General features: G+C 66.3%; 25 protein-coding genes. 11 read left to right on the forward strand and 14 right to left on the reverse strand.

The annotated features are described in order from the left end of the window. Nucleotides 1-261: 261 nt before the first annotated feature. The 3 genes from WG901_RS20875 to WG901_RS20885 all read left to right on the forward strand — a co-directional run bounded on the left by WG901_RS20875 (nucleotide 262) and on the right by WG901_RS20885 (nucleotide 1,382). Nucleotides 262-471, forward strand: a complete 210-nt coding sequence (locus WG901_RS20875) for a hypothetical protein (RefSeq protein ID WP_339589054.1) — start codon at nucleotides 262-264, stop codon at nucleotides 469-471. A gap of 21 nt (nucleotides 472-492) precedes the next feature. Beyond that, nucleotides 493-1,047: an AAA family ATPase gene (locus WG901_RS20880; RefSeq protein ID WP_339589055.1), complete on the forward strand. Its 555-nt coding sequence runs from the start codon at nucleotides 493-495 to the stop codon at nucleotides 1,045-1,047. A 74-nt stretch (nucleotides 1,048-1,121) separates the two neighbouring features. Beyond that, nucleotides 1,122-1,382: a hypothetical protein gene (locus tag WG901_RS20885; RefSeq protein ID WP_339589056.1), complete on the forward strand. Its 261-nt coding sequence runs from the start codon at nucleotides 1,122-1,124 to the stop codon at nucleotides 1,380-1,382. Between the two features lie 4 nt (nucleotides 1,383-1,386). Here the strand turns inward: WG901_RS20885 and WG901_RS20890 are convergent, their stop codons facing one another. From WG901_RS20890 to WG901_RS20940, 11 genes are all read right to left on the reverse strand, one after another. Next, nucleotides 1,387-1,938 carry a Ros/MucR family transcriptional regulator gene (locus WG901_RS20890; RefSeq protein WP_339589057.1) on the reverse strand — a complete coding sequence of 184 codons (552 nt, stop codon included), beginning with the start codon at nucleotides 1,936-1,938 and terminating at the stop codon, nucleotides 1,387-1,389. Nucleotides 1,939-2,172: 234 nt separating this feature from the next. Next, the gene (locus WG901_RS20895) at nucleotides 2,173-4,020 is read right to left on the reverse strand and encodes a ParB/RepB/Spo0J family partition protein (protein ID WP_339589058.1); all 1,848 of its coding nucleotides are present in this window, start codon (nucleotides 4,018-4,020) and stop codon (nucleotides 2,173-2,175) included. Nucleotides 4,021-4,128: 108 nt separating this feature from the next. Next, nucleotides 4,129-4,530, reverse strand: coding sequence for a DUF2958 domain-containing protein (locus tag WG901_RS20900; RefSeq protein ID WP_339589059.1), 402 nt, complete (start codon nucleotides 4,528-4,530; stop codon nucleotides 4,129-4,131). Continuing rightward, nucleotides 4,527-5,498, reverse strand: coding sequence for an ArdC family protein (locus WG901_RS20905; RefSeq protein ID WP_339589060.1), 972 nt, complete (start codon nucleotides 5,496-5,498; stop codon nucleotides 4,527-4,529). The genes WG901_RS20900 and WG901_RS20905 overlap by 4 nt, the downstream gene beginning before the upstream one ends. 464 nt (nucleotides 5,499-5,962) lie before the next feature. Then, nucleotides 5,963-6,961 (reverse strand): hypothetical protein, encoded by a 999-nt coding sequence (locus WG901_RS20910; protein ID WP_339589061.1) that lies wholly within the window; start codon nucleotides 6,959-6,961, stop codon nucleotides 5,963-5,965. A gap of 113 nt (nucleotides 6,962-7,074) precedes the next feature. Then, a complete protein-coding gene (locus WG901_RS20915) occupies nucleotides 7,075-7,308 on the reverse strand; it encodes a hypothetical protein (RefSeq protein ID WP_339589062.1) in 234 nt (77 codons plus the stop codon). 61 nt (nucleotides 7,309-7,369) lie between these two features. After that, on the reverse strand, nucleotides 7,370-8,449 hold the full coding sequence (dinB, locus tag WG901_RS20920; protein ID WP_339589063.1) for a DNA polymerase IV: 1,080 nt from the start codon (nucleotides 8,447-8,449) through the stop codon (nucleotides 7,370-7,372). A gap of 130 nt (nucleotides 8,450-8,579) precedes the next feature. Further along, nucleotides 8,580-9,272: a lytic transglycosylase domain-containing protein gene (locus WG901_RS20925; RefSeq protein WP_339589064.1), complete on the reverse strand. Its 693-nt coding sequence runs from the start codon at nucleotides 9,270-9,272 to the stop codon at nucleotides 8,580-8,582. A gap of 14 nt (nucleotides 9,273-9,286) precedes the next feature. Then, entirely contained in the window at nucleotides 9,287-9,844 is a 558-nt protein-coding gene (locus tag WG901_RS20930; protein ID WP_339589065.1) for a S26 family signal peptidase, read from the reverse strand. After that, nucleotides 9,837-10,064, reverse strand: coding sequence for a helix-turn-helix domain-containing protein (locus WG901_RS20935; RefSeq protein ID WP_339589066.1), 228 nt, complete (start codon nucleotides 10,062-10,064; stop codon nucleotides 9,837-9,839). The genes WG901_RS20930 and WG901_RS20935 overlap by 8 nt, the downstream gene beginning before the upstream one ends. A gap of 119 nt (nucleotides 10,065-10,183) precedes the next feature. Next, complete coding sequence (locus WG901_RS20940; protein WP_339589067.1) at nucleotides 10,184-10,975, reverse strand: helix-turn-helix transcriptional regulator; 792 nt, start codon at nucleotides 10,973-10,975, stop codon at nucleotides 10,184-10,186. Nucleotides 10,976-11,211: 236 nt separating this feature from the next. Between WG901_RS20940 and WG901_RS20945 the strand changes: the two genes are divergently transcribed. The 8 genes from WG901_RS20945 (at nucleotide 11,212) to WG901_RS20980 (ending at nucleotide 17,272) form a co-directional block, all read left to right on the forward strand. After that, complete coding sequence (locus tag WG901_RS20945; protein ID WP_339589068.1) at nucleotides 11,212-11,958, forward strand: LuxR family transcriptional regulator; 747 nt, start codon at nucleotides 11,212-11,214, stop codon at nucleotides 11,956-11,958. Nucleotides 11,959-12,094: 136 nt separating this feature from the next. Next, on the forward strand, nucleotides 12,095-12,736 hold the full coding sequence (locus WG901_RS20950) for an acyl-homoserine-lactone synthase (protein ID WP_339589069.1): 642 nt from the start codon (nucleotides 12,095-12,097) through the stop codon (nucleotides 12,734-12,736). After that, nucleotides 12,733-13,632 carry a phytanoyl-CoA dioxygenase family protein gene (locus WG901_RS20955; RefSeq protein ID WP_339589070.1) on the forward strand — a complete coding sequence of 300 codons (900 nt, stop codon included), beginning with the start codon at nucleotides 12,733-12,735 and terminating at the stop codon, nucleotides 13,630-13,632. Before WG901_RS20950 ends, WG901_RS20955 begins: the two co-directional genes overlap by 4 nt. Then, nucleotides 13,629-14,240, forward strand: a complete 612-nt coding sequence (locus tag WG901_RS20960) for a GntR family transcriptional regulator (protein WP_339589071.1) — start codon at nucleotides 13,629-13,631, stop codon at nucleotides 14,238-14,240. Before WG901_RS20955 ends, WG901_RS20960 begins: the two co-directional genes overlap by 4 nt. Nucleotides 14,241-14,345: 105 nt before the next feature. Further along, nucleotides 14,346-14,477, forward strand: coding sequence for a benenodin family lasso peptide (locus WG901_RS20965; protein WP_339589072.1), 132 nt, complete (start codon nucleotides 14,346-14,348; stop codon nucleotides 14,475-14,477). A 68-nt stretch (nucleotides 14,478-14,545) separates the two neighbouring features. Then, the gene (locus WG901_RS20970; RefSeq protein ID WP_339589073.1) at nucleotides 14,546-14,734 is read left to right on the forward strand and encodes a hypothetical protein; all 189 of its coding nucleotides are present in this window, start codon (nucleotides 14,546-14,548) and stop codon (nucleotides 14,732-14,734) included. 52 nt (nucleotides 14,735-14,786) lie between these two features. Next, nucleotides 14,787-15,425 carry a lasso peptide biosynthesis B2 protein gene (locus WG901_RS20975; RefSeq protein ID WP_339589074.1) on the forward strand — a complete coding sequence of 213 codons (639 nt, stop codon included), beginning with the start codon at nucleotides 14,787-14,789 and terminating at the stop codon, nucleotides 15,423-15,425. A 71-nt stretch (nucleotides 15,426-15,496) separates the two neighbouring features. Then, complete coding sequence (locus tag WG901_RS20980) at nucleotides 15,497-17,272, forward strand: asparagine synthase C-terminal domain-containing protein (RefSeq protein ID WP_339589075.1); 1,776 nt, start codon at nucleotides 15,497-15,499, stop codon at nucleotides 17,270-17,272. On the opposite strand, the gene WG901_RS20985 is transcribed toward WG901_RS20980, so the two are convergent. From WG901_RS20985 to WG901_RS20995, 3 genes are all read right to left on the reverse strand, one after another. Then, nucleotides 17,232-19,232, reverse strand: a complete 2,001-nt coding sequence (locus tag WG901_RS20985) for an Atxe2 family lasso peptide isopeptidase (RefSeq protein ID WP_339589076.1) — start codon at nucleotides 19,230-19,232, stop codon at nucleotides 17,232-17,234. The two genes, WG901_RS20980 and WG901_RS20985, sit on opposite strands and share 41 nt — an antisense overlap. Before the next feature lie 158 nt (nucleotides 19,233-19,390). Then, nucleotides 19,391-21,907, reverse strand: coding sequence for a TonB-dependent receptor (locus WG901_RS20990; RefSeq protein WP_339589077.1), 2,517 nt, complete (start codon nucleotides 21,905-21,907; stop codon nucleotides 19,391-19,393). Nucleotides 21,908-22,095: 188 nt separating this feature from the next. After that, nucleotides 22,096-22,560: an Lrp/AsnC family transcriptional regulator gene (locus tag WG901_RS20995; protein WP_339589078.1), complete on the reverse strand. Its 465-nt coding sequence runs from the start codon at nucleotides 22,558-22,560 to the stop codon at nucleotides 22,096-22,098. Between the last annotated feature and the right edge of the window lie 109 nt (nucleotides 22,561-22,669).

Raw genomic sequence — 22,669 nt, forward strand, 5'->3', positions numbered from 1 at the left:
GCGAGGGGCTGATTTGCAGCGAAGCGGCCGCGAGGAGCCGGGCGCAGCCCGGCGGGGAAATCAGTCTGACAGCGATGGTTTCGCGCGCACGGTGGCCGGCCCAGGTCATGGGCCCGCGCCAGACGGCCGCGCATTGAGCATTCAGGAGACCTCGCCGAAGGCTGGCAATGCACCGTTCCAGGCGCCGATCTGTGGGTATCGCAATCGCTTGCACTCGTGGCGCCGGCCCGCCGTGCCTATAGGCTAGGCATGGGCGACGACATGCAGATTCTTAGCGCTGTGAAGCGGCTGGTCGAGCGGCTGGCTCCGACCCAGGTCTGTGCGCCGTGCATCGCCGAGCGGGTCGAGGGCCCGAACCTCGAAGAGATCGGACTTGCGCTCAGCGAGCTTGCCGCGGCCCGCGAATTCGAGCGCGACAACGCCGATTGTGGCATCTGCGGTGAGCATCGCCTGACCATCCGCAAGAAGTAGCGGCAACGCGCGAGGCATCGCATGGTAAGGGATGAAGTCAGCCGTATCACGCGTCTCGTCGTCGTCTCGGGTTGCTCGGGCGGCGGCAAGTCGACACTGCTCGCCGAGCTCGAACAGCGCGGTTCGGGCATCGTCGAAGAGCCCGGGCGGCGCGTGATCGCGCGCGAGCGGATGAACAAAGGCCGCGCGCTTCCCTGGGTCGATCTCGTCGCATTCGCGCGCAAGGCGCTCGACATGGCGCGCCGCGATCGGAGCTGGGCCCTGCGGGCATCGGGTCTCGTATTCTTCGATCGCGGCCTCGTCGATGCCGCCGCCGCGCTAGAGCACGCGACGGGTGAAGCGGCCCTTCAGCGCGTCGCCGACGAGCGGTACAACAGGCGCGTCTTCCTCGTTCCGCCCTGGCGCGAGATCTTCGAAAACGATGCCGATCGCCGGCACGGATACGACGAAGCCGTCGAGGAAATCGAACGGCTCAAAGATGCTTACGACAAGCTCGGCTACGAAACCCTGACCGTTCCCCGCCTGCCCGTCACGGATCGCGCCGACTTTATCCGCGCGCGACTGCTCGCGAACTAGCGCCGAACGCGGCGAGAGGAATGCGAGCCTTGGCGCAATAACACAGGTTGGCGCATTGCCGGACAAGGCCCGACATGGTCGCAGCCATGAACAGGACCAATCAGCAGCCGATAGGATCGAGCAGCGGCAATCCGGCAGTGCGGATCGGCTGGGAAGACGTGCCGCGCGCGCTTGAGCTGCTCGAAACGCAGGCACGCGGCGCCTATTGGCCCTCGCCAATCGGCAACCAGGTCCGCATCGATTTCGCGGACGAAACCGATGCGGACCTGGTCCTGAACGCGTTCACGCACGCGCGGCGCATCACGTCGCAGCCGAGCAAAAGCCCGACCCTTTAATGAATCATGTGGTCGGCGCGGGCGCCGCGGACTTGGTAGCGCGCTTCGCCGCGGGCTTGGCGGCAGACTTGCGAGCGGACTTCGGCGCGCTGGAAGCGGCAGCGACCTTCACGCCGGGTTTGCGTCCCAGACCGAGCTTCTTAGCCATGTCGCGGCGGAAAGCCCCGTAGCTCTCGGCGACCATCGGATAGTCGGCCTTGAGTTTATAGCGCGCGCGATACTCGTCGGGCGTCAGTCCATGACCCGACAGATGGCGCTTCAGCGTCTTATAGGGCTTGCCGTCGATCAGCGAGATGATGTGATCTTTCGAAGCAAGCGAGCGACGAACGGTCACAGCCGGCGTATATTCATTGGCGGGCACTGCCTCGACTTCCGCAGCCGTCGGCGCCGCGACGAGATCTTTGACGGCGCCATGCATGGTCTGGAGGAATGCCGGCACTTCATCGGCCGAAGCGCGCGTGTTGGGATTGGAAAGCCAGGCGATCGTCAATTCGGTGGCGAGTTCGAGCAGATCGGTTGCGGGATTTGTTGCTGCACTGGAAATATCGTCTGCCATATACTCGCTTTCTGCCGAAGCCCCCGGTTCGGTCTAGACGCAAACCAGTAGAGGTCAACAACTGACGGAATTCTAATTCTGATCTCGTAGAAACCGCGATCCGCATCGTCCCCTCCCTATCCTCTAGATACAAGAAAATCGCCGCGAGGCCGAAGGCCGAGCGGCGACGGAATTTGCCCCTATCCTTATCAGAGACCGGCGGCCGAGAGCCGCCGCCGGTCTCTGACAATGCAACTAGGCCGCGAGCGGAGAAACAACCTCGGGCGTGACGGCATCGGCCGCCTCGTCAGGGTCTTCGGCCGCACTGGCCTCGGTCGCGGCACGAACCTCGTCCCATTCACTGCGCGCGGCCGCCGCGCGCTCGGCGGCCGCGACGGAACCGACGCCGCCGCGTTCTGTATAGGCCGACGGTGGGAATGCCATCCAGCGCGGCACCCAGCCCTCGACCTTCTCGCGGCCTTCGGCGCCCGTAAGATGCGCCCGCACGATCGCCTTCAAGGTCTTGCCCTTTTCCCTGGCATTGGCCTGCGCGATGGTCGGGCCCGCGACCTCCTCGACCATGGCGACGAGCACCTCGCGGTCGCGCAAGGCGTCGAAGAACGCGTCGTCAGCTTCCCACCAATCGGGCATCGAGACGCCGACCTCGGCTGCAAGCGCATCGACCATGGCGCTTCCGGCTTCGAGCGTCTCGCCCATGACGACGGCGAGCACGGTGATGACGTCTTCGTCGCTGCAGGCGACGAGCCGCAGGAACAGGCCGACGAGGCCATAGGCCGCGCCGCCGGTCACGCGCGGCTCGTCATCGGACAGATGGAGAAGGCGCAGCACGGCGACCCTGATCAGATCGAAGTCCGCTTCGGCTTTCGATTCCGCGACGCTCTGCGCGATGTCCTCGTTGCGCGTCGACTGCGGTTCGGGGCGAACGGTCCAGAGCGACGAACCGGTGATGGCGTGGGCGACCATCAGCCGCAGCGCGATGCCGGGGTGATCGAGAAGCACCGCGCGGGTCGCCGCGTGGCGATGCAGATCGACATAGGTGCCGAGCGCGGCGGTGATCTCGGCGCGCGCGGGCTTGGCCTCGATTGCGGGAGCATCGCCCCCTTCGGCCCGAGCTTTCGCGGCACGCGCTTCCTTGGTGCTGATGTAGCCTTCGTGGAAGGTCACCTCGCCGCTCTGCTGGACGTCGATGTAGACGCGACCGCCCTTGCGCTTGGGCGCTTTCTCGAACTGCCAGGCATGGAAGTATTCGCCGCGCGGCACGACGACGACCTCGCGCCAGCCCGCTTCGAGATATACGGCGCTCCGCGTTTCGATGGCCTCGTCCTGCCGGGTCCAGAAATCGTCAGCGTCGGCGAAATAGGCGTCCTCGCCGAAGAGGTCGGAGACGAGCGTGACCTCTGCCGTATCGAACAGCGCATATCGCGCCGGGATGGACTGGCCGCCGAGCAGCCAAGCCTTGAGGCCGTGTCCGGTCGGCGTGCGCTGATCGGGGTCATCGTGGACCGCCAGCCAGTCGCGCTGGCGCGCCTTGCTCGCGAGGGTCAGGTGCCGGACGGTCGCGCGGTCGATCTCGTCGCGGGCATAGAGATCGCGGATGCGCGGCAGGAGGTTGCCGAGCGCGAGCACGCGCTTGACCATGAGGTCGGGCATGCCGAAGGTTTCGGCGATGTCGGCGGGGCTGCGGCCTTCCTTGACGAGCCGCGTGAAGGTCACCCACTGCGTCACCTCGTCGGGATCGCGGCGCGCGACGTTCTCGATCAGGGAAGCTTCGATGGCGTCGGCATCGTCGCCATCGTCGAGGATCGCGCAGGGCAACTGCTCGACTTCGAAACCCTCGCCCGCGTCGTCGTTCGCGACCTTGCGCCGCTCCTCGGCCGCAATGAGCGCGGCGTGGAAGCGCCGCGCGCCCGCGACGATCTCGTAGGCGTCCGGTGCGCAATTAGGCCGCACGAGCACGGGAACGATGACGCCGCGCTTGCGCACGGTCGGCAGGATGTCGGAAACGTCTGGGGCCTTCTTCGTATAGCGCATGTTCGCCTTGCTGACGCTGAGCTTGTCTAAGCTGATGAATTCGAGTTTCATGGGAACACCTCAACATGGGTGCCGGTCCGCGTTTCATTAGCGTGCATCGCGGACCGGCTTAGGTTGGACGGCGAACGGCCGCCCGCGTCATCCGTCTGCTGACGGAAGCTATTGAAGGGTCGTGCCGGGCAGGAGGCGCCGGAGCAGCGCCTCGGCGTGAAGGATCGAACCCGCGCGGCGGGCCGTGTCCGCCCAAACAGAGAGCGGATGCTCGCTCGCGAACGCGGGATCGCGCTCGATGCGTAGTCCAAACGGCAGGCGCACGTCGGCGATCTCGGCGAGGCTGAACGAGCCGAGTTCGGGGCAACCGAAACCGAGGTCGGCAAGGCCGAAGAGCGTGTCGCCATCGGCATCGAGTTCGGTCGCGAGCCAGGTGGCGGGGCCAAGCGGATTGAACAGCTTGAGCACGGGCACCGGATCGGGCTCAACCTCCTCGCGGCGCTGGGCGGCACGGTGCGCGGCGTCGTTGGTGCGCAGCGCAATGCGGAGATCGGGGGGCAGGAGGATCATGCTGCCGCCCTCCCCTCGACTACCAGGGCACCATCGGGCGCGCTGGCCTCGACATGGCGCGTCAGCAGCCAGTCGGCGGCCTTGCTGGCTTGGCTGGCGGCGCGGAAGATCGCGCGGTTGTCCTCGCGCAGCACCTCGAGCCAAGCGCCGATGTAGTCGGCATGCCGCACGGTGGGCACGATGCCGAGCGCGGCGCAGAGGAAGGCACTGCCCATTTCGGCAACGAGTTCCTCGCGCGCGTAGTCCTTGGAGCCGAAGGCGTTCTTGAGGTCGCGCGCGAGCCGCGAGGAGTGCCCCGTGGCGTGGGTCAGCTCGTGGAAAGCGGTGCGGTAGTAGTTGATCTGATCGCCGAAAGCGGGCTGCGGCGGCACGGCCACGAAATCGGGCTCGGGCGCATAGTAGGCGCGGGCTCCCCCGATACGAAAATCGATGCCCGATGCTGCGATGACGCTTTCGCCGACCGGCACGATTTCGCGCTCGGGAAGCGGGGCGGGCTCGGGGACGACACCACCCGAAAGCCCATCGATCTGGGCGAGGTTGAAGACGGTAAAGCGCTTGAGGAAAGGCACGGCGCGGGCGTCGTCGCCGGCCTCGCGGGCGCGGGCTTTCTCGGCCTCGGGAGTGAAGCGGTCGGCATAGACCACGGTCGTCCCGTGCTCGCCCTTACGCACGCAGCCGCCCGCCGCGATGGCTTGGCGGAAAGTCAGCCAGCCTTGCGAGGAATATCCCGCCTCGATCACCGCGCTCCACAGGATCAGGACGTTGATGCCCGAATAGGGGCGCCCGCTCGCGGCGTTGCGCGGCATGCCCGCGCAGGGGCCGGCCCCGGCGGCGCCGTTGCTCCACGGCTGGACCCAAGGCAGGCGCCCGGCTTCCAGCTGCGCGATGATCTTGTGCGTGACCTCGTCATAGAGGTTCGCGCGCGGCTCGGCCTCACGGCCCGCGCGGCGGTTCGGAACATGGGACATGGCTTCCTCCAACACCGCCCCAAGAACCCACCAGGGCTTCCCCGCGGAGCGGGGGTGGGCGGCGCCGAGCGCCCTGCCGGGCGGGGCCAGGGAGGCGGGCCGCACCGCAGGCCGGAACGCCAGTGGAGGAGCCGGATGCGAGCGCAGCGAGGGTCCGGCTTGCGGCTCGCCGGGCCCCGTCCAGAAGGGTGCGCCGCCCACCGTCGCGACGAGGGGAAGGCCCAGACAAAAAGCGCCGCCGCGCCCACGAGGCGCGGCGACTATGCGGCGGGCAACGCCCGCCCCCGCGCCATGCGATCGTTACCGCCAGGCCGGAACGCGTTCACGCGGTCCGGGTCCGGTGGCGAGGCCCAATGGGGCCGCTAGCGGACTAGAGCGCGGTCGCACCTGGAGTGCGAGGCGTCAACTCCTTGGGGTTTGTTCAGACCCGAGATGACACGTCGGCTGGAGGGTCCGGGAAAGACTCAATAGGTGGCGAAAGCACCGACGACCCGGTTCGCGCCGGTGAGCAGGAGCCCGCATTGGATGTCCGCAATGATCACCTGCGTCGGGTTGGTCACGTCATTGGGATTGTCGAACCTGGGATTACCGTAGTGGATGCCTTCGGCGAAAAACGGCCATTTGGGTTCGGCGACGAATGCGACCTTGCCCGAGAACTTCAGCGCCCTGGCCTCGGCGATCGTCATCGGCACTGCGCCGATAAAGGCGTCGGTTCCCTTATGCTGCCCCACGAACAGCTTCTCATCGTAGACCGCGGGCTTTCCCTCGAAGATCGCCTGGGTCAGCCGGGTGCTCCTCGTCACTCGCACTTTCGCGCCGAATGCATTGCTACCGATATACGATCCAACGGGGACCTCGTGATCGGCTACCACCACGTCCCGATTGCCCAATCCACCGTAGTCGACTTTTCCATAGAGCGGCTGACCGTAGCCAAAGACCCCGGAGTAATTGGCGACATAATTGCTGAGCGCGTAAGCTTGGACCTTGAGCGCACCATTGTCCGCATCATAGGTCAGATATTCGGGATCGAGCATGCCGCGGATGATCACCTTGCCTGGCGCGCCGGCGCGCGCGGCCGCAGCCCGGGCCTCGAAGGCAGCCGTGGTCTCGTATTCGCCTTTCAGAGTGGGAATGGTTCTCAGCTTCGCGGCGATCGTCGCAAAGCTATCCAGGGCAAGGACTTGGCCGAGGTAAACCGAGCAATCGGGACCTACACGCGCGACAGGCGGCTTCTCGCGAATTTCGGCGCGCTGCCATGTGTCGAACAAATTGCGAAACTGGCTTTCTGCCGGAGCAGCGGGCTTGGCCGCCTGCGCGGCTCGGAGCGGAGCTGCTATGTCAGCGTCTGCGGTCGGGTTCGCCCAAGCCGCGCCACCTGTTGCCGCCAGCCCCGTCAGGAGCAAACCAAACGACAAGCGGGTCGGCACCAGTGCGCCTTGCTTCGTCAATCGTGCCTTCGCCATCTGTCCATCGTATGATCTAGCGAGAGGACCGCAACGTTCTTTCGAAACGCCCGCATAGCGCATATCAGGCGACCTGCCGCTCGTGATCAGCCCGGACCGGACTTCGCTCGAGATCAGATCTCGCCGATCAAGGCCCAGTGCACCGCATCGTTGTAGCGCACAGACTCGTATCTCGTATTCATGTCGCGATAGGCGATCAGGGCTCGCTCCTGACTCGACGTACTGATCATATGGGCGTCGCCGAGTTCATCGGTGCCCCAGACCATGTAGACCCGTTCGCCACGATCGTCTTCCATCTCGCCACCATAGCTATCCGCAAGTTGTGACGCGATGATCGATAGCTCCAATGTGGATTGTCTCCATGTAATCAGAGCGCCGACCGACTCGTCTATAGCACACAAACTTTCTCTAACCGAACAGCGGCAGTTCGCTCGCCGTTTCCGAGAGTAAACGCTCAAAATTCGACACCGTCACGCCAACCAGCCTGATGCCCTTCGCCGTCGGGAGTACCGACCTGATCAGTGCCTGGCTCGCGGATCGCAGCGCTTCGCGGGACGCGACAACGGACGGCTGGGTCCTGCTGCGCGTGACGATCTGGAAATCGCCGTACTTCACCTTGACGGTGACGGTGCGGCCGAATTCCCCTGCCCTCTCGCACCAGGCCCAGACATCGTCGGCCTGGCGCAGCACGCCCTCCTCGATTTCGCCGCCATCGATCAGGTCGCGATCGAACGTAGTTTCCGATCCCGAGGACTTGCGCTCTCGGTCGGGGTTCACCGGCCGCTCGTCGATCCCGCGCGCAATGCCGTAATACCAGTCGGCCGAAGACCCGAAATGCTGCTGCAGGAAGTCGAGCGACTTCGCGCGCAGGTCCGCGCCCCTCTCGATGCCGAGCGAGGCCATCTTCCTCGCAGTCACCGGCCCGACACCGTGGAACCGCGTGACCGGCAAGGTCTCGACCCAGGCGGCGCCCATATCGGGGGTGACAGCGAACTGGCCGTTCGGCTTGCGCTGGTCGGAGGCGAGCTTGGCCAGGAACTTGTTGTACGAAATTCCGGCCGAAGCGGTGAGCCCGGTTTCCGCAAATATCCGCGCGCGGATTTCCTTGGCGGTCTTCCAGGCGGTCTCGATGCCGCGACGGTTCGCGGTGATGTCGAGATAGGCCTCGTCGAGCGAGAGCGGCTGGATGAGATCGGTGTAGTCGGCGAAGATCGCATGGATCTGCCCGGAGACCGCCTTGTAGACGTCGAACCGCGGCGGCACGAAGATCAGATCGGGACACTTGCGCAGCGCGGTCACCGAAGGCAGCGCCGAACGCACGCCGAACTGCCTCGCCTCGTAGCTCGCCGCCGCGACGACGCCGCGCGCCGCCGCATATCCCACCGCCACCGGCTTGCCGCGCAGCGAAGGATCATCACGCTGTTCGACCGACGCGAAGAAGGCGTCCATATCGACGTGAATGATCTTTCGGGCCGTGAGACTCGCCATGGCGCTGCCCTATCACCAAGCGAACAAATTGTGAACAAAACTCAACGATTGGACCGCAACCGCGCTCGAGACCCGCTCGCGCAACCCACAGCTGGGATGCCGCTACAGCGGTCGCGAGGCGTGACCGAAGTCAGCGATCGCCGGGCTCACCCCCGATCGCGAACAGTCCCGATGACCCGCCTCGCCTCACCGCAGCATCCACGACGCCGTCCGCGACCGATCCGCTAAGCGGCGCTGTCGAGAAACCGGACGGAGCGAAAAAGATGCGATCCACACTCTGCCGCGCAGGTTCATACGACGGCGCCCTCCGGGATATTCCCTCACGTTCGCCGACGGCTCGCGCTCTTGCGACCTCTACGGGCCCGACCGTTCTCCCACCGGCGACGGCCGCGACATAGGCGCGCGTTTCGGCGGGCAAGCGGCGGCCGCCACGCAGATACTGCTCGTAGCGGCCCGGCCCCGCATTGTAGGCCGCGAACAGGCCCGGATAGCCATACTGGTCATGCATCAGCCGCAGGTAGTAGGTGCCGGCCAGGATGTTATCGTGGGGCTCGTGGGGATCGCGACCCAAGCCGAGCTTGGCGCGCACGTCGCGCCAGGTCGCCGGCATCAGCTGCATGAGACCCATTGCACCGGCCGAACTGACGATCGGACGCCCGCCAAGCATGGTCTTGCCGGCGCTCTCGGCGCGCATGACGCTCTCGATCCAGGCGACGGGAACGCCGAAACGGCGCGAGGCCACCTCGATGGACGCACGCCATCGCTCGACGTCACCTGCAAATGCCGGGCTTGCGTCGGGCACGGCGACGAGCAAGGCCGCCATCAACCGGCCAGTTCTTACCAGCGCCACAGCAGCCTCGCCGATCCCTTGACGCGACCGGTTCCGATCGGCCCGAAATAGCGGCCGTCGAACGATCGACGCGCATCGCCGAGCAGCAGGACCTCGTCCCCTAGCCTGCGGCATCCATGCCAAGCTTCGAGAGACCGTCCCCATCCATCGACGCTTTGCGCCGTAGCGACGAGGCGGCCGTTGACGAAGATTTGCTGGCTCCGGCTGCAGACGAGATCGCCCGTCACGGCCACCACTCGCTTTATCGCCGGCACACCATGGGGCAGATAGCCCCGCGATGCGGCCAGCTCGAGCGCCGGGACCGGAAATTCGGCGACGGCGATGGCGCCTCGCCCGATCCCGCCACCCGGGTCGAGAGCATAGAGCCCGATGGGCATGCTTGCGCTGCCATTCCAGAGCAGCAGCGGAATCCGCGGCGCCAGGGTGAACAGGCATGCGGCCACTCCGATCACACCAGCTGCGGCGGCCAGATGCCAGCGCGGCCTTGGCACCCGGGAGCCCAGCGGCGGGATCGCGACGAGCTTGCCGGTGATTAGATCACGCATGGGCGCGTGTCCGGCGCCGGGTCTTCGTCCAGACGATGAGATCCTCGATGTTGTAGCAGAGCGTGCGCGAGTAGACGAAGAAGGGCGGCCCCTCGCCGCGACTGCGCATCCGTTGCAGATGCCGGCGCGAGCATCCGAGAAACTTTGCCGTGTCCTTGGCGCTGAGATGGGCGCGCGAGCCCGCGGCGGCAGAAGCCGCTATATCGCGATGCATTTCCATGTTTGCCTCCGCCTGGCGCCGATGCGCGCCGCAGATCCGCGAACCGTCGTGCCTTGATCAGGCGATCGCGGTTCCGAGATCAGAACCCAGGCAAGCGAGTCGGAGCAATATCTACAAAGCTAGATATTGACCGGCCGGATCTCTTCGAATCCGATGAGACCGAAGCTCGCGGCCGACATGGCGAGCTGCGTGCGCCGCGCAACCCCGATCCGTCGGCGCGCGCTCTGGAGGTAGGTCGTAACGCTGCTCCGGGTGAGGCCGACGATCTTGCCGATTTCCCAATCGGTCTTGCCCTGGGCCATCAGCTCGACGCATTCGAGCTGGCGCGGCGTCAGGCGCATGACGGCGGTAACGCGGTCGGGATGCAGCAGGTCGAACAGCGCGCCCCAAGCGATGTGCGCTGCAAACTCTGCAAGCGGCAGCGCCTCCACCGGGAGCGCGGCTCCGGCCTCGCAGGCGAAGGAGCAACTGGCCGCACGTTCGCCCGGGGCATTGAGCGGCACGGTGAAGCCTTCGCCGAGGCCCGCCTTGCGCGCCGCCTCGAGGACGCGCATTTCGTTCGGCGCGAGCGGCGTCACACCGCCCAGGTCCTCCCAGGCGAAGCTCGCCGGACGCGCTGCGGCGAGCCGCTGGGTCGGATCGAAGCGGTGAAGTCCACCTTGCGCATATGCTTGCACCCAGTCGGCAGGATAGTTCTGGAGGAAGATGAAAGAAGGCGGCGGCCGGGTCAGATCGGCGTGGTGAACGAGCGCATGGAAAGTAAATCCAAGTTCCCGCGCAACATGTCCGACCCTGATCGAAACCTCATCGACCGTGGCACAGGAACGCAGATACTCGGCGATGGCAGAAAGGCCTTCATGACGCACATGCGTCCATGAACAAGCCCTATCCGACCGATCATACGGGATCATCCGCGCACCTCTCGAATACATTCTGATTATATTTGCCAAGAGGATATTGCGAGGATTATTATCAGATGCCCCAAGTCTGAGTGATGGGGTCGCTAAACAGAACGAGACGGTGCGAGATAATCGCACTCCACATAGCCAGACTGCGGCGCTTGGGTTCGCCGGGCTGGACTGACATGAAAGGCGGCCGGGCCCCTCGTGTATCGAGAGCGCGCGCGACCCGGCCGGATGGAATTGTCATGCCAAGGCTTTCCGCTGCCGCGGATCTCGCGCGCCGTATGCTCGGCGTAACCAACCGACATGCGCTCGAAGACTCGATGACCGAAATCTGCGAACTCCTCGGCGCCCGCTATTTCGCGGTGTCGCACCACGTCGATTTCGCCGCCGTGCCCAAGGCGCTGCGAATGCACAACTACCCGGGCGGCTGGCAGGATTGGTACGATGCGCAGAGCCTCGGCCTTTCCGACCCGATCCACCGCGCGAGCCACCGGACCGCGAGCGCCTTCTTCTGGAGCGAGGTGGGCGACATCATCCCGATGAGCCCGTGCGACGAAGAACTGCTGGGCCTCGGCAAACAGATCGGCCTTGGCGAGGGTATCACCATTCCCGTGCACATTCCGGGTGAGGCGCGCGGCTCGGTGAGCTTCGTGGCCGAAGTCGGCTCGAGACTGCATGACGAACTGATCATCTGCGCCCACGCCATCGGCGTGCGCGCTTTCGAAGGCATGCGCCGACTGGAGCGCGATTTCGATCCCAAACGCCGCCCGCCGATCAGCCTGCGCCAACGCCAGTGCATCGCGCTCGCGGGGCGCGGCATGAGCAACCGTGCTATCGCGATCAAGCTCGGGATCAGCGAGCAGACCGTGATGGAATACCTGCGCGAGGCGCGCGGGCGGCTGGGCGTCCACACGCGGACCGAGCTGGTGGTCGACCTGCTCGACGGCGGCGAACTGTGCTTCACCGACTGCCGCGACTTGCTTTACTGAACCAAGAATACGCCCTGCGCCCGATCCGGTGCAGGGCGCTCAACTTTATTTGCAGCCCTCCCTAGATCTAGGGATACTCGGCTCCTGACCGATCTGTTCGACTTGGCTCGTCGAACAACGATCGGGAGTTTCCGTCATGCCAGTTCACAAGCTCGACCAGATGAGCGAGGCCGAAGGGCCGCTGCTGCGCGAGATGTTCGAGGCCAGGAAGCGCGTCTTCGTGGACATGCTCAAATGGGACGTGCCGGTTCTCGCGGGGACCTGGGAGCTCGACCATTTCGACGACGAGCAGGCGACCTACATCATCATCGGCGACGGCAGAGGAGGCCATCTCGCCTCGGCGCGGCTCCTCAAGACGACGCGCCCGCACCTGCTCGATCAGCTCTATCCGATGCTCGTCGAGGGCCCGATCCCCACCGGCCCCGACACGAGGGAGATCACGCGCTTCTGCATCGATCCGCGCCAGCGGGCGCCCGAGCGGCGCCAAGCGCGCGACATGCTGGTCTCCGCGCTCGCCGAACACGCCCTCGCCGCCGGGATCGCGCGCTATACCGGCGTCGCCGAGATCGGCTGGTACAACCAGATCGCCGCTTTCGGATGGGACTGCGAAGCGCTCGGAACACCGATGGTGCTCGGCGGCCGGATGCTCGCGGCCATGATCATCGCGATCGACGAGCACACGCCCGCCCGGCTCCACGCGAACGGCATATGGGCCGAGACGGGGACCGAACCTGGAACGCCGCCGCCGGCTTTCCATCGACCGGAGCAACGCGCATGAGCGCCCTCCTCGCGATAGCGGGAACGCGGCCCCTGCGACGTCGGCACCGAACGATCGCGCAGCTTCGCGAACAGGGTTTCTGCCTGATGCGGCAGATGCTGCCCCAAGCGATCGTCGAGGAGCTCGACCAGGACATTGCCGAGCGTTTTCTCGACACGCCGTTCTGCGAGGGCGGCTTCTACGGGACGCGGACCAAGCGTTTCGGGAAGCTCTTGATCCGTGCCGCCCATGCCCGGCTCCTCGCGGAGCAGCCGGCGATCGTCGCCATCGCGCGCGATCTCCTCGAGCCGCACTGCGATACGATCCAGCTCAACGTCTGCCAGGCGATCGAAGTCCACCCCGGCGAGATCGCGCAGGTACCGCACCGCGACCAGGACATGTGGCATGGGCCGAAGGGCACCCACGAATACCTGCTCAACGTGATGTGGCCGATGACGCCCTTCCGCGAGGCCAATGGCGCGACGCGGCTCTGGCCCCGTTCGCATGGCGAGGCGGCGCTCGCTCCCCCGCCGAGCAAAGCGGGCGTAGCCATCGAATGCGAGCCCGGCGACGCGCTCCTGTTCCTCGGCTCGACCCTGCACGGGGCCGGCGCCAATACGACTACCACGCCGCGCCGGGCGATCGTTACGGGCTATTCGCTCGGCTGGCTCAAGCCTTACGAAAACCCCTGGCTCGCCTATCCGCCCGATGTTGCGCGACACTTCCCGGCAAGCCTCGCCGCGCTCGCCGGCTACAGCCAGCACCGCCCCAATCTCGGCAATGTTGACGGACAATGTCCTTCGCGCCTGCTCGAGCCCGACATCGAAGACCATGTCGCGGCAATCGACGCGCTGACACCCGACCAGCAAGCTATGGTCGCAGAGCACGTTGCGCGCGAGCGGAGCGACCGGACATGAGCCCCGGCCGGACGGCCAATCGCGTCTACGATCTCCTCAAGGCCCAGATCATGGACGGGTTCAGGCGCCCCGGCGAGCGCCTCGATCCCGCCAGGCTCGCGGTGCGGCTGAGCACGAGCGCGACGCCGGTCCGCGACGCGCTTCATCAGCTGCTCGGCGAACGCCTGGTCGAGGCCTGGCCGCGCGAAGGCTTCAAGGTGCCGGTACCGACCGAGGCGGCCCTGCGCGATCTCTACCGCTGGCACGGCGACCTCACAGGTCTGCTGCTACGCGGACGCAAGTCCGGCGCACGGCCGCGCAGTTCCCTGCCCCCTGCCGACAGCCCGCCCGACAAGGCGCGCGTCCTCTTCGTCGCTATCGCGCAGGCCTTTGGCCATGAGGAGTTTCGCCACGCGATCGATCAGGCGCAAGACCGACTCCACCGCGCGCGCAGGGCCGAAGCGCAGGTGTTCACCGATTACTTCGACGAGCTTCGCTCGCTGTCCGAGGCCTGGTCGTCCGGCAGGCTGGCCAACTTGCGCCGGCAGCTCGAACGCTATCACCGCCGCCGCCATCTCCATGTCGCTGAAATCGTTGCCAAGATGATCGCCCCCAATTCGCAAGTCTGACCACCCCAGTATATTGTCAATACAATCAAGTATTTACTTCGTATATTCTCGACCACGGCTCATTCTTTTCGTGCCGCAATCCGCGGCATTCGAAAGGAAGTCGAAATGGAACGTGAACACGAGACCGCCGACCTGATCGAACTGGGTCAGGCCAGCACCGAGACCAAAGGCGTTCAGGGCATCCTGAGCGACGGCATCTTCGACCTGATCGAAGTCGCCGGCATGACCGACGACTGATCGGTCGCAACGACAAACAAGGGGCGCGCGGCCGTCGCCGCGCGCCCGCCTGCGAAAGGCACACAGCCATGATGAAGAACGGACGCAAGCGCGGCGACGTCGACGTGCCCAAGGCTGGCGCCAATGCGCCTGGGCGCAGCTTTCTCGGATCGGGCGTCACCGATCTCGGAGTGGCCAGCACGCAGACCCGTGGATGCATGGGTCTTTTGACCGACGCGGTCTGCACCCTGATTCCCGAGGGGATCGAACGCGATTGAACCAGTGCACGCGCCGACGCGTCGGCGCGTGCACGCCCGAAAGTGAACCACGATGCAGCTCCATCCCGCGCTGTCGTTCTGCCGGATCCACGATCGCTACCTGTTCCTGGATCTCCCCGGAGACCGCTATTTCGGCCTGGGTCAGGAGCTGGCCGAGGCTTTCGGAAACCTGCTTGCCGGCACGGCGACACCGGCTGCCTGCGATCTGCTCGCACATCGCGGCGTCGTCGTTCCCCGAGATGGCACGCCGATTGAACCCTGCCCCGACCTGGCAGCGCGGCGGAGCCTTCTCGACGGTGACATGCCTCCACCGCCCGTTGGCCGCGTCGCCTCTCTTGCCTGGAGCTTTGCCCGCACGCGCTCATCGCTACGACGGCAAGGTATCGTTGCGATGGCGGATAGACTGGCCGCGGCACGCCGAGCTTCACCGACCTCATTCGAGCACACCGATCTTGTATCGAGCGCGGCCGCCTACGATCGGCTTTGCCTGCTGCGCGGCGCGCACGACCTGTGCCTCCCGCATTCGCTCGCCCTGGCACTCGACCTCGTCCGCCGGGGATGCCCGGCCGAGGTGGTTCTAGGCGTGCAATTGCGTCCCTTTGGCGCACACTGCTGGGTCGAGTGCGAAAACGCCCTCGTCAACGACCGGTTCGACCGAGTCCGCCTCTACACCCCGATCCGCCGGCTATGAGGCTGCCACGCTATCTGGCCCTCGCCGGCCCCCGCGATCCGTTCGGATCAAGGCGGCCTATTGCGGCCCTCATGGCGGAGGCCGGTCTTGGGCTCGCCTATTCGGCCCCGGCCCTGCAGGTCTTCACCGACGCTCCCGAGCCGCTCGCGCTCGCCGGCGCGGCCGGCGTGGTGCTTGGCCCCCTCTTCGAGCGACAGGGCGCCATGAAGCGCGTGACCGCGCTGGACGAAGACGTCTCCCGCCGCGTGACGGAAACCCGCGGGCAGATGCTGATCGAAGAATATTGGGGCGACTATGTCGCCTTGCTCGCCGTTACCGACGTGGCGACCATCGTGCGCGCGCCATTCTCCGACCTTCCCGGCCTCCATGCCTCCCGTCATGGCCTCGTCCTCGTCGCTTCGGACCTCGAGCTCCTCGCGCGATGCGGCGTTCGGACGGATCGCCCGCATTGGGATGAGGTAGCCGCCCATCTGCGTACTGGCGGTCTGCGCGGTGCCCGGACCTGCGTCGAAGGCATCGAGGAGCTGCGCTGGGGCAATCGCCTGACCGTGACTGCCGCCGGGATCCGAACCGAGCTCTGCTGGGATCCCTGGCAATTCGCGCTCGCGCCGCGTCCCGAAACAAGTGGCGACCTCGCTGACAGGCTGCGCGAACTGACCCTAGCCTGCGTCAAAGCGCAGGTGGCTCATCTCGACAGGGTCGACGTGATGCTGTCCGGCGGTCTCGATTCCTCGATCCTGACGGCCTGCCTTGCCGCCGTTGGCATGCGCCCCACCTGCCTCAATCTGCCATTCGGCGATGCGATCGGTGACGAGCGGATCTATGCGCGAACCGTCGCTCGTCACTTCGGCCTGCCGATCTTCGAGATCGCGCCCGAACTGGACGAGGTCGATGTGGCGCTGTGCGGCAGCCCGGGGTTGGCGCGCCCGATCGGACGGAGCTTCCGCCAGGCGTCGCGCCTTGCCAAGCAACGCCTCGCGGCCGCGACGGGCTCGCAAGATGTCGTCGATGGCGGAGGGGGCGACAGCCTGTTCTGCTTCACGCAATCGGTTGCCCCGGTCGCGGACCGACTTCGTTGCCATGGCCCGGGCCGCGCGATGCTCGAAACGGCGGGCGACGTGGCGCGATTAACGGGCGCGAGCCTGTCCGAAGTGCTCGTTCGCGCCCTGCGCCGGGCCTACCTGCGGCCGCCCGGATATCGTTGGCAACTCGCCCACGAATTCCTGAGCGTCGAAGCGATCGGCCGGGCTGTTGCGCCTGCCCACGCCTGGCTGCAGGCGCCGCGCGGCGGGCTTGCCGGATCGGCGAACCATATCGCCAACCTCGTCGTGGCAGAGAACCTCCTCGACATCGGTTTCGGCAACCCGGCCGAGTGGTCGCCGCTCATCGCCCAGCCGCTCGTCGAGTTCTGCCTGTCGGTGCCTTCCTGGCACTGGGTCGAAAACGGGCACAACCGCGCGGTCGCAAGGCGGGCGTTCGAAAAGCTGCTGCCGCCCGAAATCGCCTGGCGACGCGGAAAGGGCACACCCGACGGGTTCGTGGCGGCGATCTTCGAAGCCAATCGCGAAAAGCTCAGCGAGCTCCTGATCGGCGGCATGCTCGACCAGGCCAGCCTGCTCGACGGCCCCGCGATCGCGGCGGCCCTCCTCCCAGGGCAGGCCGTCATAGGCTACGACTACAATCGCATATTGCGGATCGCCGATGTCGAGGCGTGGGTGCGAGCGCTTCCAAGCCCGCCTCCCACGCCTCTCCAGGCCCCGTCACCCACCGCAACCGACGGGGCCCAGCCAATCTCAGACTGTCCCGTTACGACCCCGCCGATTTCGGGCGATCGGCCAGAACCTTGAGAGCGTCCCAGCGCGCATATTGCGGCGCCTTGGCGGGATCGGCGTCGCGCTTGCCCAGGAGCCAGTAGTCCATCCAGTCGAGGCTGCGCTCGTAGACTGCGGTAAGGTGCGCGGGCTGCCATTTGTTGTGGTACTCGTCGGGAAAGACGAACATTTCAACGGGCTTGTCGGCTTCCCTCAAGGCCGTCCAGGCCTCGAGCGAGAGCGTGTACTCGTGGTCGGCCGGCTGGACGAGGATTGGTGTGTCGATCCGGCTCGCATTGCGCGTCAGCGACATCGGCGCCCAGAAGGTGGGATCATCCTTCGTCATCGGCGGATAGCCCTGTGCCTTGAGACTGTCGGCCCACCGCGTGCCGCCGACGGTCATCACCGTCTGGGGCTCCATGGCTAATGAACTCACGGCGGCTGCTGCAATACGGTAGCGTGAATTGAGCAGCGAGAAGGCGGTCGTCGTGGCGCCATCGCTGAGCCCTGTCATGCCGATCCGGCTGGGATCGGCGACGCCCAGACGCACGGCCTCATCGATCACGCGGTCCAGCGCATCGTTCACCGATCGCCTGTCGCCCCAGTCCCTTGTGGCCGAACCCAACTGCTCCGCCTCGGTCTTGCCCGACGCGAGGGGATCGGGACGCTCGAAGCTCAAGACCGCCATTCCGCGCGCGGCGAAGGCATGGATCGGGTATTCCGCGCCGACGCCGCCGCGCAGAAACCCGCGCGAGCGGTATTGGACGATGACGAGCGGAAGGCGGCCGCCGCGATAGCCGGGCGGAAGGACGAGATCGCCCCAGGCCTCGCGCCCTACGGCATTGCGGACGGCAAGCCGCTTCACGGTGCCGAGCCGGATCGCGCCAAACTCCGGATTGGGATCAAACACCGTCTTCTGCAGGCCGTCCGCCACATCGATCGTGACGATCCGGCGGGTCGTGGTCGCGTTTTCGGTCATGCAGACGATCCGGCCCGCGGCGGGCAGACAACCCGACAGAAGGTCCTCGCCGGCGACGATCTTCTGCGGCGCATCTCTGTCCGGCCGCCAGCCGTAGAGCGCATAGGTCCCTTTCGCCCAGCCCTCCTGGCGCAGGAAGACGAGCGTTTCGCCGATCCAGAACATGAGCGGGATCGACCCGCTGCAGGTCCTGGCGAGACAGGCGCGCGCCGAACCATCCGGCATTGCCGCGACGATCCGCATCTCGCTGCGCAGGTCGTCGCTGACCGGCGTGAGCCGGGCTCGGATGCCGCCCTGCGACCGTACATCGAGCGGCACGGGCAGGCCGGGCCGGTAGTTCGGAAATCGCTTAGCAGTCTCGTCCGCGCCCAGATCCTGGCGTCGCCCACTCGCGAGATCGACCGACAAACCGACCAGGGGCGAAGCCTGCAACAGCGGCTCGGGCCTGTCGGTCGGCTGGAATCGATCGTCATAGAGATAGCCCGACAAGGCCTCGCGCGCGATCGCCGCGCGCTGCGCGACAAGACCCGGCTGCCAGGTCAGAAGCAACCTGGCGCCGTCCGGGTCCCACGCGAGGTCGATCACATCGCCATCGAGCCGCGCCACGGCGCGCGCCCCGCTTCCGTCGGCCGCAGCGACCCAGGCCTCGGTACGCCCGTCGATCCGCTTGCGATAGGCGATCGATCGTCCATCGGGAGACCAGACCGGCGTAACCATGTCGGGCGCGCCTGCCGTCTGGACCAGTCCGCGCACCGCGGTCGGCACCTTGATGAGCTCGCCCCCGCGATCGACGACACGGGGCTCGGCGGGCGAACCGGTCCCGGGCGCCAGATCGACGACGACGAGCGCCCGGCAATAGTCGTTGGTCGCGATCTGCGCGCGCGAGATGACGAAAGCGAGCCGCTTGCCGTCAGGCGAAACGCCAAGGGGTGTCTGCCGTGTGCTGATGACATCGCGGTGGCCGACGTCGCGCAGACGGATGATGTCGTCGGGCGTGACGAGCCGGCTGGCAGCCACCGACCGCGAGGCGGCTCCTCCCTTTGCCGGCCCTTCCGCGGATGGCAAAAGATCCTCGCATTCCGCCCAGGCCGCGGACGGCAGGAGCGCAGAAACGATGAGCGCGCCGCGCAGGACGCAGCGGAGCGAAGTTCGAAACGAGATGATCGTCATGGCGCTCACCACGTCTTCGCGAGGGTCAGGCTCACGAAGCGGCCGATCGGTGTGTAGTTGGTGGAGTCGTAAGGCAGGTCGAGATAGCTCGTCGTCCGGATCGGCGAAGGCTTGGCGTTGAAGGCATTCTCGACCGCCAGCATCAGGTCGAAGCCCCTTGCGAAGCCGCCCGTGGGCTGCAGGCGTAGCGCAAGGTCGAACGTGGTCATGCCCGGGATGGCCGTGATGCTCGGGCTGAACCGGGTATCGTCGATCCCGCCTGCACGATTGATCGTGGCGGCCAGGTTAAGCGGTCCCTTCGCCCAGGACAGTGAACCGCGCGCGCGAAAATGGGGCGGATTGAAGATCGTGCCGGCAAGCCTGGTGACGGCCTGGCCGGATTCGCGAAGCTGCTTGCTGTCGAGCAAGCTGGCATTGGTCGTGAGCCCGACCGTCCCGCCACCCAGGTCGAAACGATAGTCGATCAGGAAATCGACGCCCTCGATCGTCTGGCTCGCGGCGTTGGCGTAGCTGTTGTTGACGATGGCGACGACCCTGGTCGGATCGAGCGGGAGGCCCGAGATATTGGCGAACTCGTCTGCGATCCCCAGCACCGCATTGACCTGCGCCACCGTGGGGGAACGGGTCACGAGATCGGCGAAGGCCGGATTGACGAGCGAGAGATTGCGCCGCTGGATCGGCAGGACGATGCGGTCCGCATAGCGCGTATGGAACAGCCCGACTTCGAGGCGCAGGCCCGGGATCGGCGGCGGCTCGATCACGGCGGTCGCCGACCAGCTCGTCGCGCGCTCCGGCTTCAGGCTTTCGCTGCCGCCCGTGTAGTAAACTGTGGTCGAGCCTGCGGGAAAGCCGGTGCCGCCGACACTCGCGGGCAGCTCGACGAGCACGGAAGTCAGCTGATAACGCTGGACGAGGGTCGGCGCCTTGAAGGACTTGCCCCACGAACCCTTGAGCGTGAAGCCCGGGACGGGGGAATAGATCAGCCCCACCTTGGGAGTCACGACCTCGTCGATCCCCGGATAGTTCTCGTAGCGCAGCGCCGCGGAGAGATTGAGCCGATCAACACCGGCAAGGCCCATGGCCGGCGACACGAAGGGGAGGTTGATCTCGCCATAGGTATAGCGGCTCTCCTGGGAGGCCACGAGATTGGCGAGAGGGTTGATCGAGTTCGATCGCTCGAGGCGATTGTCGCGCCAACCCAGCCCCAGGGCGACCCGGGCGTCGCCGCCGGGAAGCGAGAATATCGGTCCATCGCCGCCCAGTTCGGCAGAGCGGCCAATGCTGCACAGGCAAGTCCTGCCGTCACGGGTCAAGGTCGTGCCGGCATAGTTCCTGGGCCTGATGACCAGGCGGTCGTTGCCGTAGGAACCGCTCAGCGACAGGCGCCAGGTTCCGATCTCGGCGTCGAGCGACGGCGCGACCACGAAGGTCCGTGTCTTCGCATTGTTGGTGCCGCGGCTGACGGCAAGATTGCCGGCCGCGTTCAGCGGAAATTCCGTGTCCCGCCGACGCGTCCCGTAGAGACCATCGATAGAGAAGGTCAGCCCCGGAGCGATCTCCTGATGACCGGCAACCACCAGGCTGTGGCGCTTCAAGGCCGGATAGAGCGTGATGCCCGGCGAGCGGGTCTTGGCGTAGTCGCGGTCGCTCCAGCGGATCCGCGTCGAGCGGCCGAATTCGTAGGCCACGATGAGGCCGCCCGAGCCCCAGGCCCGGCCGCCTACGGCCGAATAGAGCTGCGAAAAATTGCCGCCGTCCGTGGACCCGCCCACCCTCGCGCGCGTACGAAAGCCGTCGAAGTCGCGCTTGAGAACGATATTGGCGACGCCTGCCACGGCATCCGAACCGTAGATCGCCGAAGCGCCGTCGGCGACGACTTCGATGCGGTCGACGGCGTCGAGCGGGATCGCCGAGATATCGACCGACTGGGCCGCGGCCGAATAGGGCAGACGATGACCGTTGAGCAGCGTCAGCGTGGCGTCGGCGCCAAGGCCGCGCAGGTTGAGGCCCGAACCGCCACCGGCGTCGCCGCCGTTGAACTCGGGCACGGTCTGGGCGATGCCGGGGTTCTGCCCGCCGCCGAAATTCTGCGGCAGAGCGCGCAACGCATCGGCGACACTCGCTTGCCCCGTGTTGCGGATCGCCTCGGGCTCGAGGCGCACGAGCGTCGAGGCGACGGGCGCGCCGCGGATGCGCGATCCGGTGACGACGATGTCGGTGTCGCGCTCCATGCCATCGAAGCCGAGCGGCTCGACTTCGCTTCGCGTCGCCCGCTTCACCACGTAGCTTTCGCCGACACGCTCGAGGACCAGGCCGCTCCCCTCAAGCAGATGGCGGAACGCCTCCTCGGCCGAGAAGTGCCCCTTGAGCGGCCGCGAACGCAGCCCTTCGACGAGCGCTTCGGGCGCGATGATTGTCACGCTGCTGCGGTCGGCCGCCTGCGCGAGGGCCGAAGCCAGAGGCTGGGCCGGCATGTCGTAGTCGATCCCGGCGCGCTCGGCGCAGGCCGGGCTTGCGGCCATGAGAAGCGCCGCCAGAGCGCAGGTCGCGACAAGCCGAAGTCGGCGCCGCCTGCGCCCGTCCGAAGTTGCAATGTTCATATCCACCTCCCGCCGACCGCGCGTTCGATGGCGGTGGCGGGCGTGAGACGAGGCAAATGCGGAATACCCTGAACTTTTTCTGCGATTGCGCGAAAAAAGTCTCTCGGCGCCTACCCGACGGGCAGGACCGTGGTCGACTTGATCTCGGACAGCGCGACGGTCGAATGGATTTCCTGGACGCCGGGCAGCTTGCTGAGGCGCTCGAGGAAGAAGCGCTCGTAAGCGTCGATGTCGCGCGCGACGATGCGCAGCAGGAAATCCATTGTGCCCATCATGACATAGGCGTCGAGCACTTCGGGAAAGCTACGGATCGCCGCACCGAACTCGTCGAGATTTGCGCGGCCATGGGCGGTCAGGCGGACCTGCGCGAAGATGTGCGCATTGAGCCCCACCTTCCTGCGATCGACCAGCGCGACGCGCGCGCGGATCACGCCCTCGCGCACCAGACGATCGATGCGGCGCCAGCACGGCGACACCGATAGCCCGACGCGTTCGGCGATCTCCGCCGTGGTGAGATCAGCGTCGTGCTGCAGCTCGCGAAGGATTCTGGTCTCGAACAGGTCAAGCTCGGTCAATTCGTTCTCCCAGAGGCGCGATCAAGGATTTTCCGACCGATCCCGCCGTCCGCCTCCGCGAAATCGATCAAGCACGCCCTCGGCGGCCGCGGGATAACGAGCGGGAGGA

Origin of the sequence: Novosphingobium anseongense, from assembly GCF_037482895.1 — a bacterium.
GTDB classification, from domain to species: domain Bacteria; phylum Pseudomonadota; class Alphaproteobacteria; order Sphingomonadales; family Sphingomonadaceae; genus Novosphingobium; species Novosphingobium anseongense.

What these genes read in the sequence shown, in the direction of transcription:
- WG901_RS20875 (WP_339589054.1), top strand. Translation starts at nt 262, where the DNA reads ATGCAGATTCTTAGCGCTGTGAAGCGGCTGGTCGAGCGGCTGGCTCCG.
- WG901_RS20880 (WP_339589055.1), top strand. Translation starts at nt 493, where the DNA reads ATGGTAAGGGATGAAGTCAGCCGTATCACGCGTCTCGTCGTCGTCTCG.
- WG901_RS20885 (WP_339589056.1), top strand. Translation starts at nt 1,122, where the DNA reads ATGGTCGCAGCCATGAACAGGACCAATCAGCAGCCGATAGGATCGAGC.
- WG901_RS20890 (WP_339589057.1), bottom strand. Translation starts at nt 1,938, where the DNA reads ATGGCAGACGATATTTCCAGTGCAGCAACAAATCCCGCAACCGATCTG.
- WG901_RS20895 (WP_339589058.1), bottom strand. Translation starts at nt 4,020, where the DNA reads ATGAAACTCGAATTCATCAGCTTAGACAAGCTCAGCGTCAGCAAGGCG.
- WG901_RS20900 (WP_339589059.1), bottom strand. Translation starts at nt 4,530, where the DNA reads ATGATCCTCCTGCCCCCCGATCTCCGCATTGCGCTGCGCACCAACGAC.
- WG901_RS20905 (WP_339589060.1), bottom strand. Translation starts at nt 5,498, where the DNA reads ATGTCCCATGTTCCGAACCGCCGCGCGGGCCGTGAGGCCGAGCCGCGC.
- WG901_RS20910 (WP_339589061.1), bottom strand. Translation starts at nt 6,961, where the DNA reads ATGGCGAAGGCACGATTGACGAAGCAAGGCGCACTGGTGCCGACCCGC.
- dinB (WP_339589063.1), bottom strand. Translation starts at nt 8,449, where the DNA reads ATGGCGAGTCTCACGGCCCGAAAGATCATTCACGTCGATATGGACGCC.
- WG901_RS20925 (WP_339589064.1), bottom strand. Translation starts at nt 9,272, where the DNA reads ATGGCGGCCTTGCTCGTCGCCGTGCCCGACGCAAGCCCGGCATTTGCA.
- WG901_RS20930 (WP_339589065.1), bottom strand. Translation starts at nt 9,844, where the DNA reads ATGCGTGATCTAATCACCGGCAAGCTCGTCGCGATCCCGCCGCTGGGC.
- WG901_RS20935 (WP_339589066.1), bottom strand. Translation starts at nt 10,064, where the DNA reads ATGGAAATGCATCGCGATATAGCGGCTTCTGCCGCCGCGGGCTCGCGC.
- WG901_RS20940 (WP_339589067.1), bottom strand. Translation starts at nt 10,975, where the DNA reads ATGATCCCGTATGATCGGTCGGATAGGGCTTGTTCATGGACGCATGTG.
- WG901_RS20945 (WP_339589068.1), top strand. Translation starts at nt 11,212, where the DNA reads ATGCCAAGGCTTTCCGCTGCCGCGGATCTCGCGCGCCGTATGCTCGGC.
- WG901_RS20950 (WP_339589069.1), top strand. Translation starts at nt 12,095, where the DNA reads ATGCCAGTTCACAAGCTCGACCAGATGAGCGAGGCCGAAGGGCCGCTG.
- WG901_RS20955 (WP_339589070.1), top strand. Translation starts at nt 12,733, where the DNA reads ATGAGCGCCCTCCTCGCGATAGCGGGAACGCGGCCCCTGCGACGTCGG.
- WG901_RS20960 (WP_339589071.1), top strand. Translation starts at nt 13,629, where the DNA reads ATGAGCCCCGGCCGGACGGCCAATCGCGTCTACGATCTCCTCAAGGCC.
- WG901_RS20965 (WP_339589072.1), top strand. Translation starts at nt 14,346, where the DNA reads ATGGAACGTGAACACGAGACCGCCGACCTGATCGAACTGGGTCAGGCC.
- WG901_RS20970 (WP_339589073.1), top strand. Translation starts at nt 14,546, where the DNA reads ATGATGAAGAACGGACGCAAGCGCGGCGACGTCGACGTGCCCAAGGCT.
- WG901_RS20975 (WP_339589074.1), top strand. Translation starts at nt 14,787, where the DNA reads ATGCAGCTCCATCCCGCGCTGTCGTTCTGCCGGATCCACGATCGCTAC.
- WG901_RS20980 (WP_339589075.1), top strand. Translation starts at nt 15,497, where the DNA reads ATGGCGGAGGCCGGTCTTGGGCTCGCCTATTCGGCCCCGGCCCTGCAG.
- WG901_RS20990 (WP_339589077.1), bottom strand. Translation starts at nt 21,907, where the DNA reads ATGGCCGCAAGCCCGGCCTGCGCCGAGCGCGCCGGGATCGACTACGAC.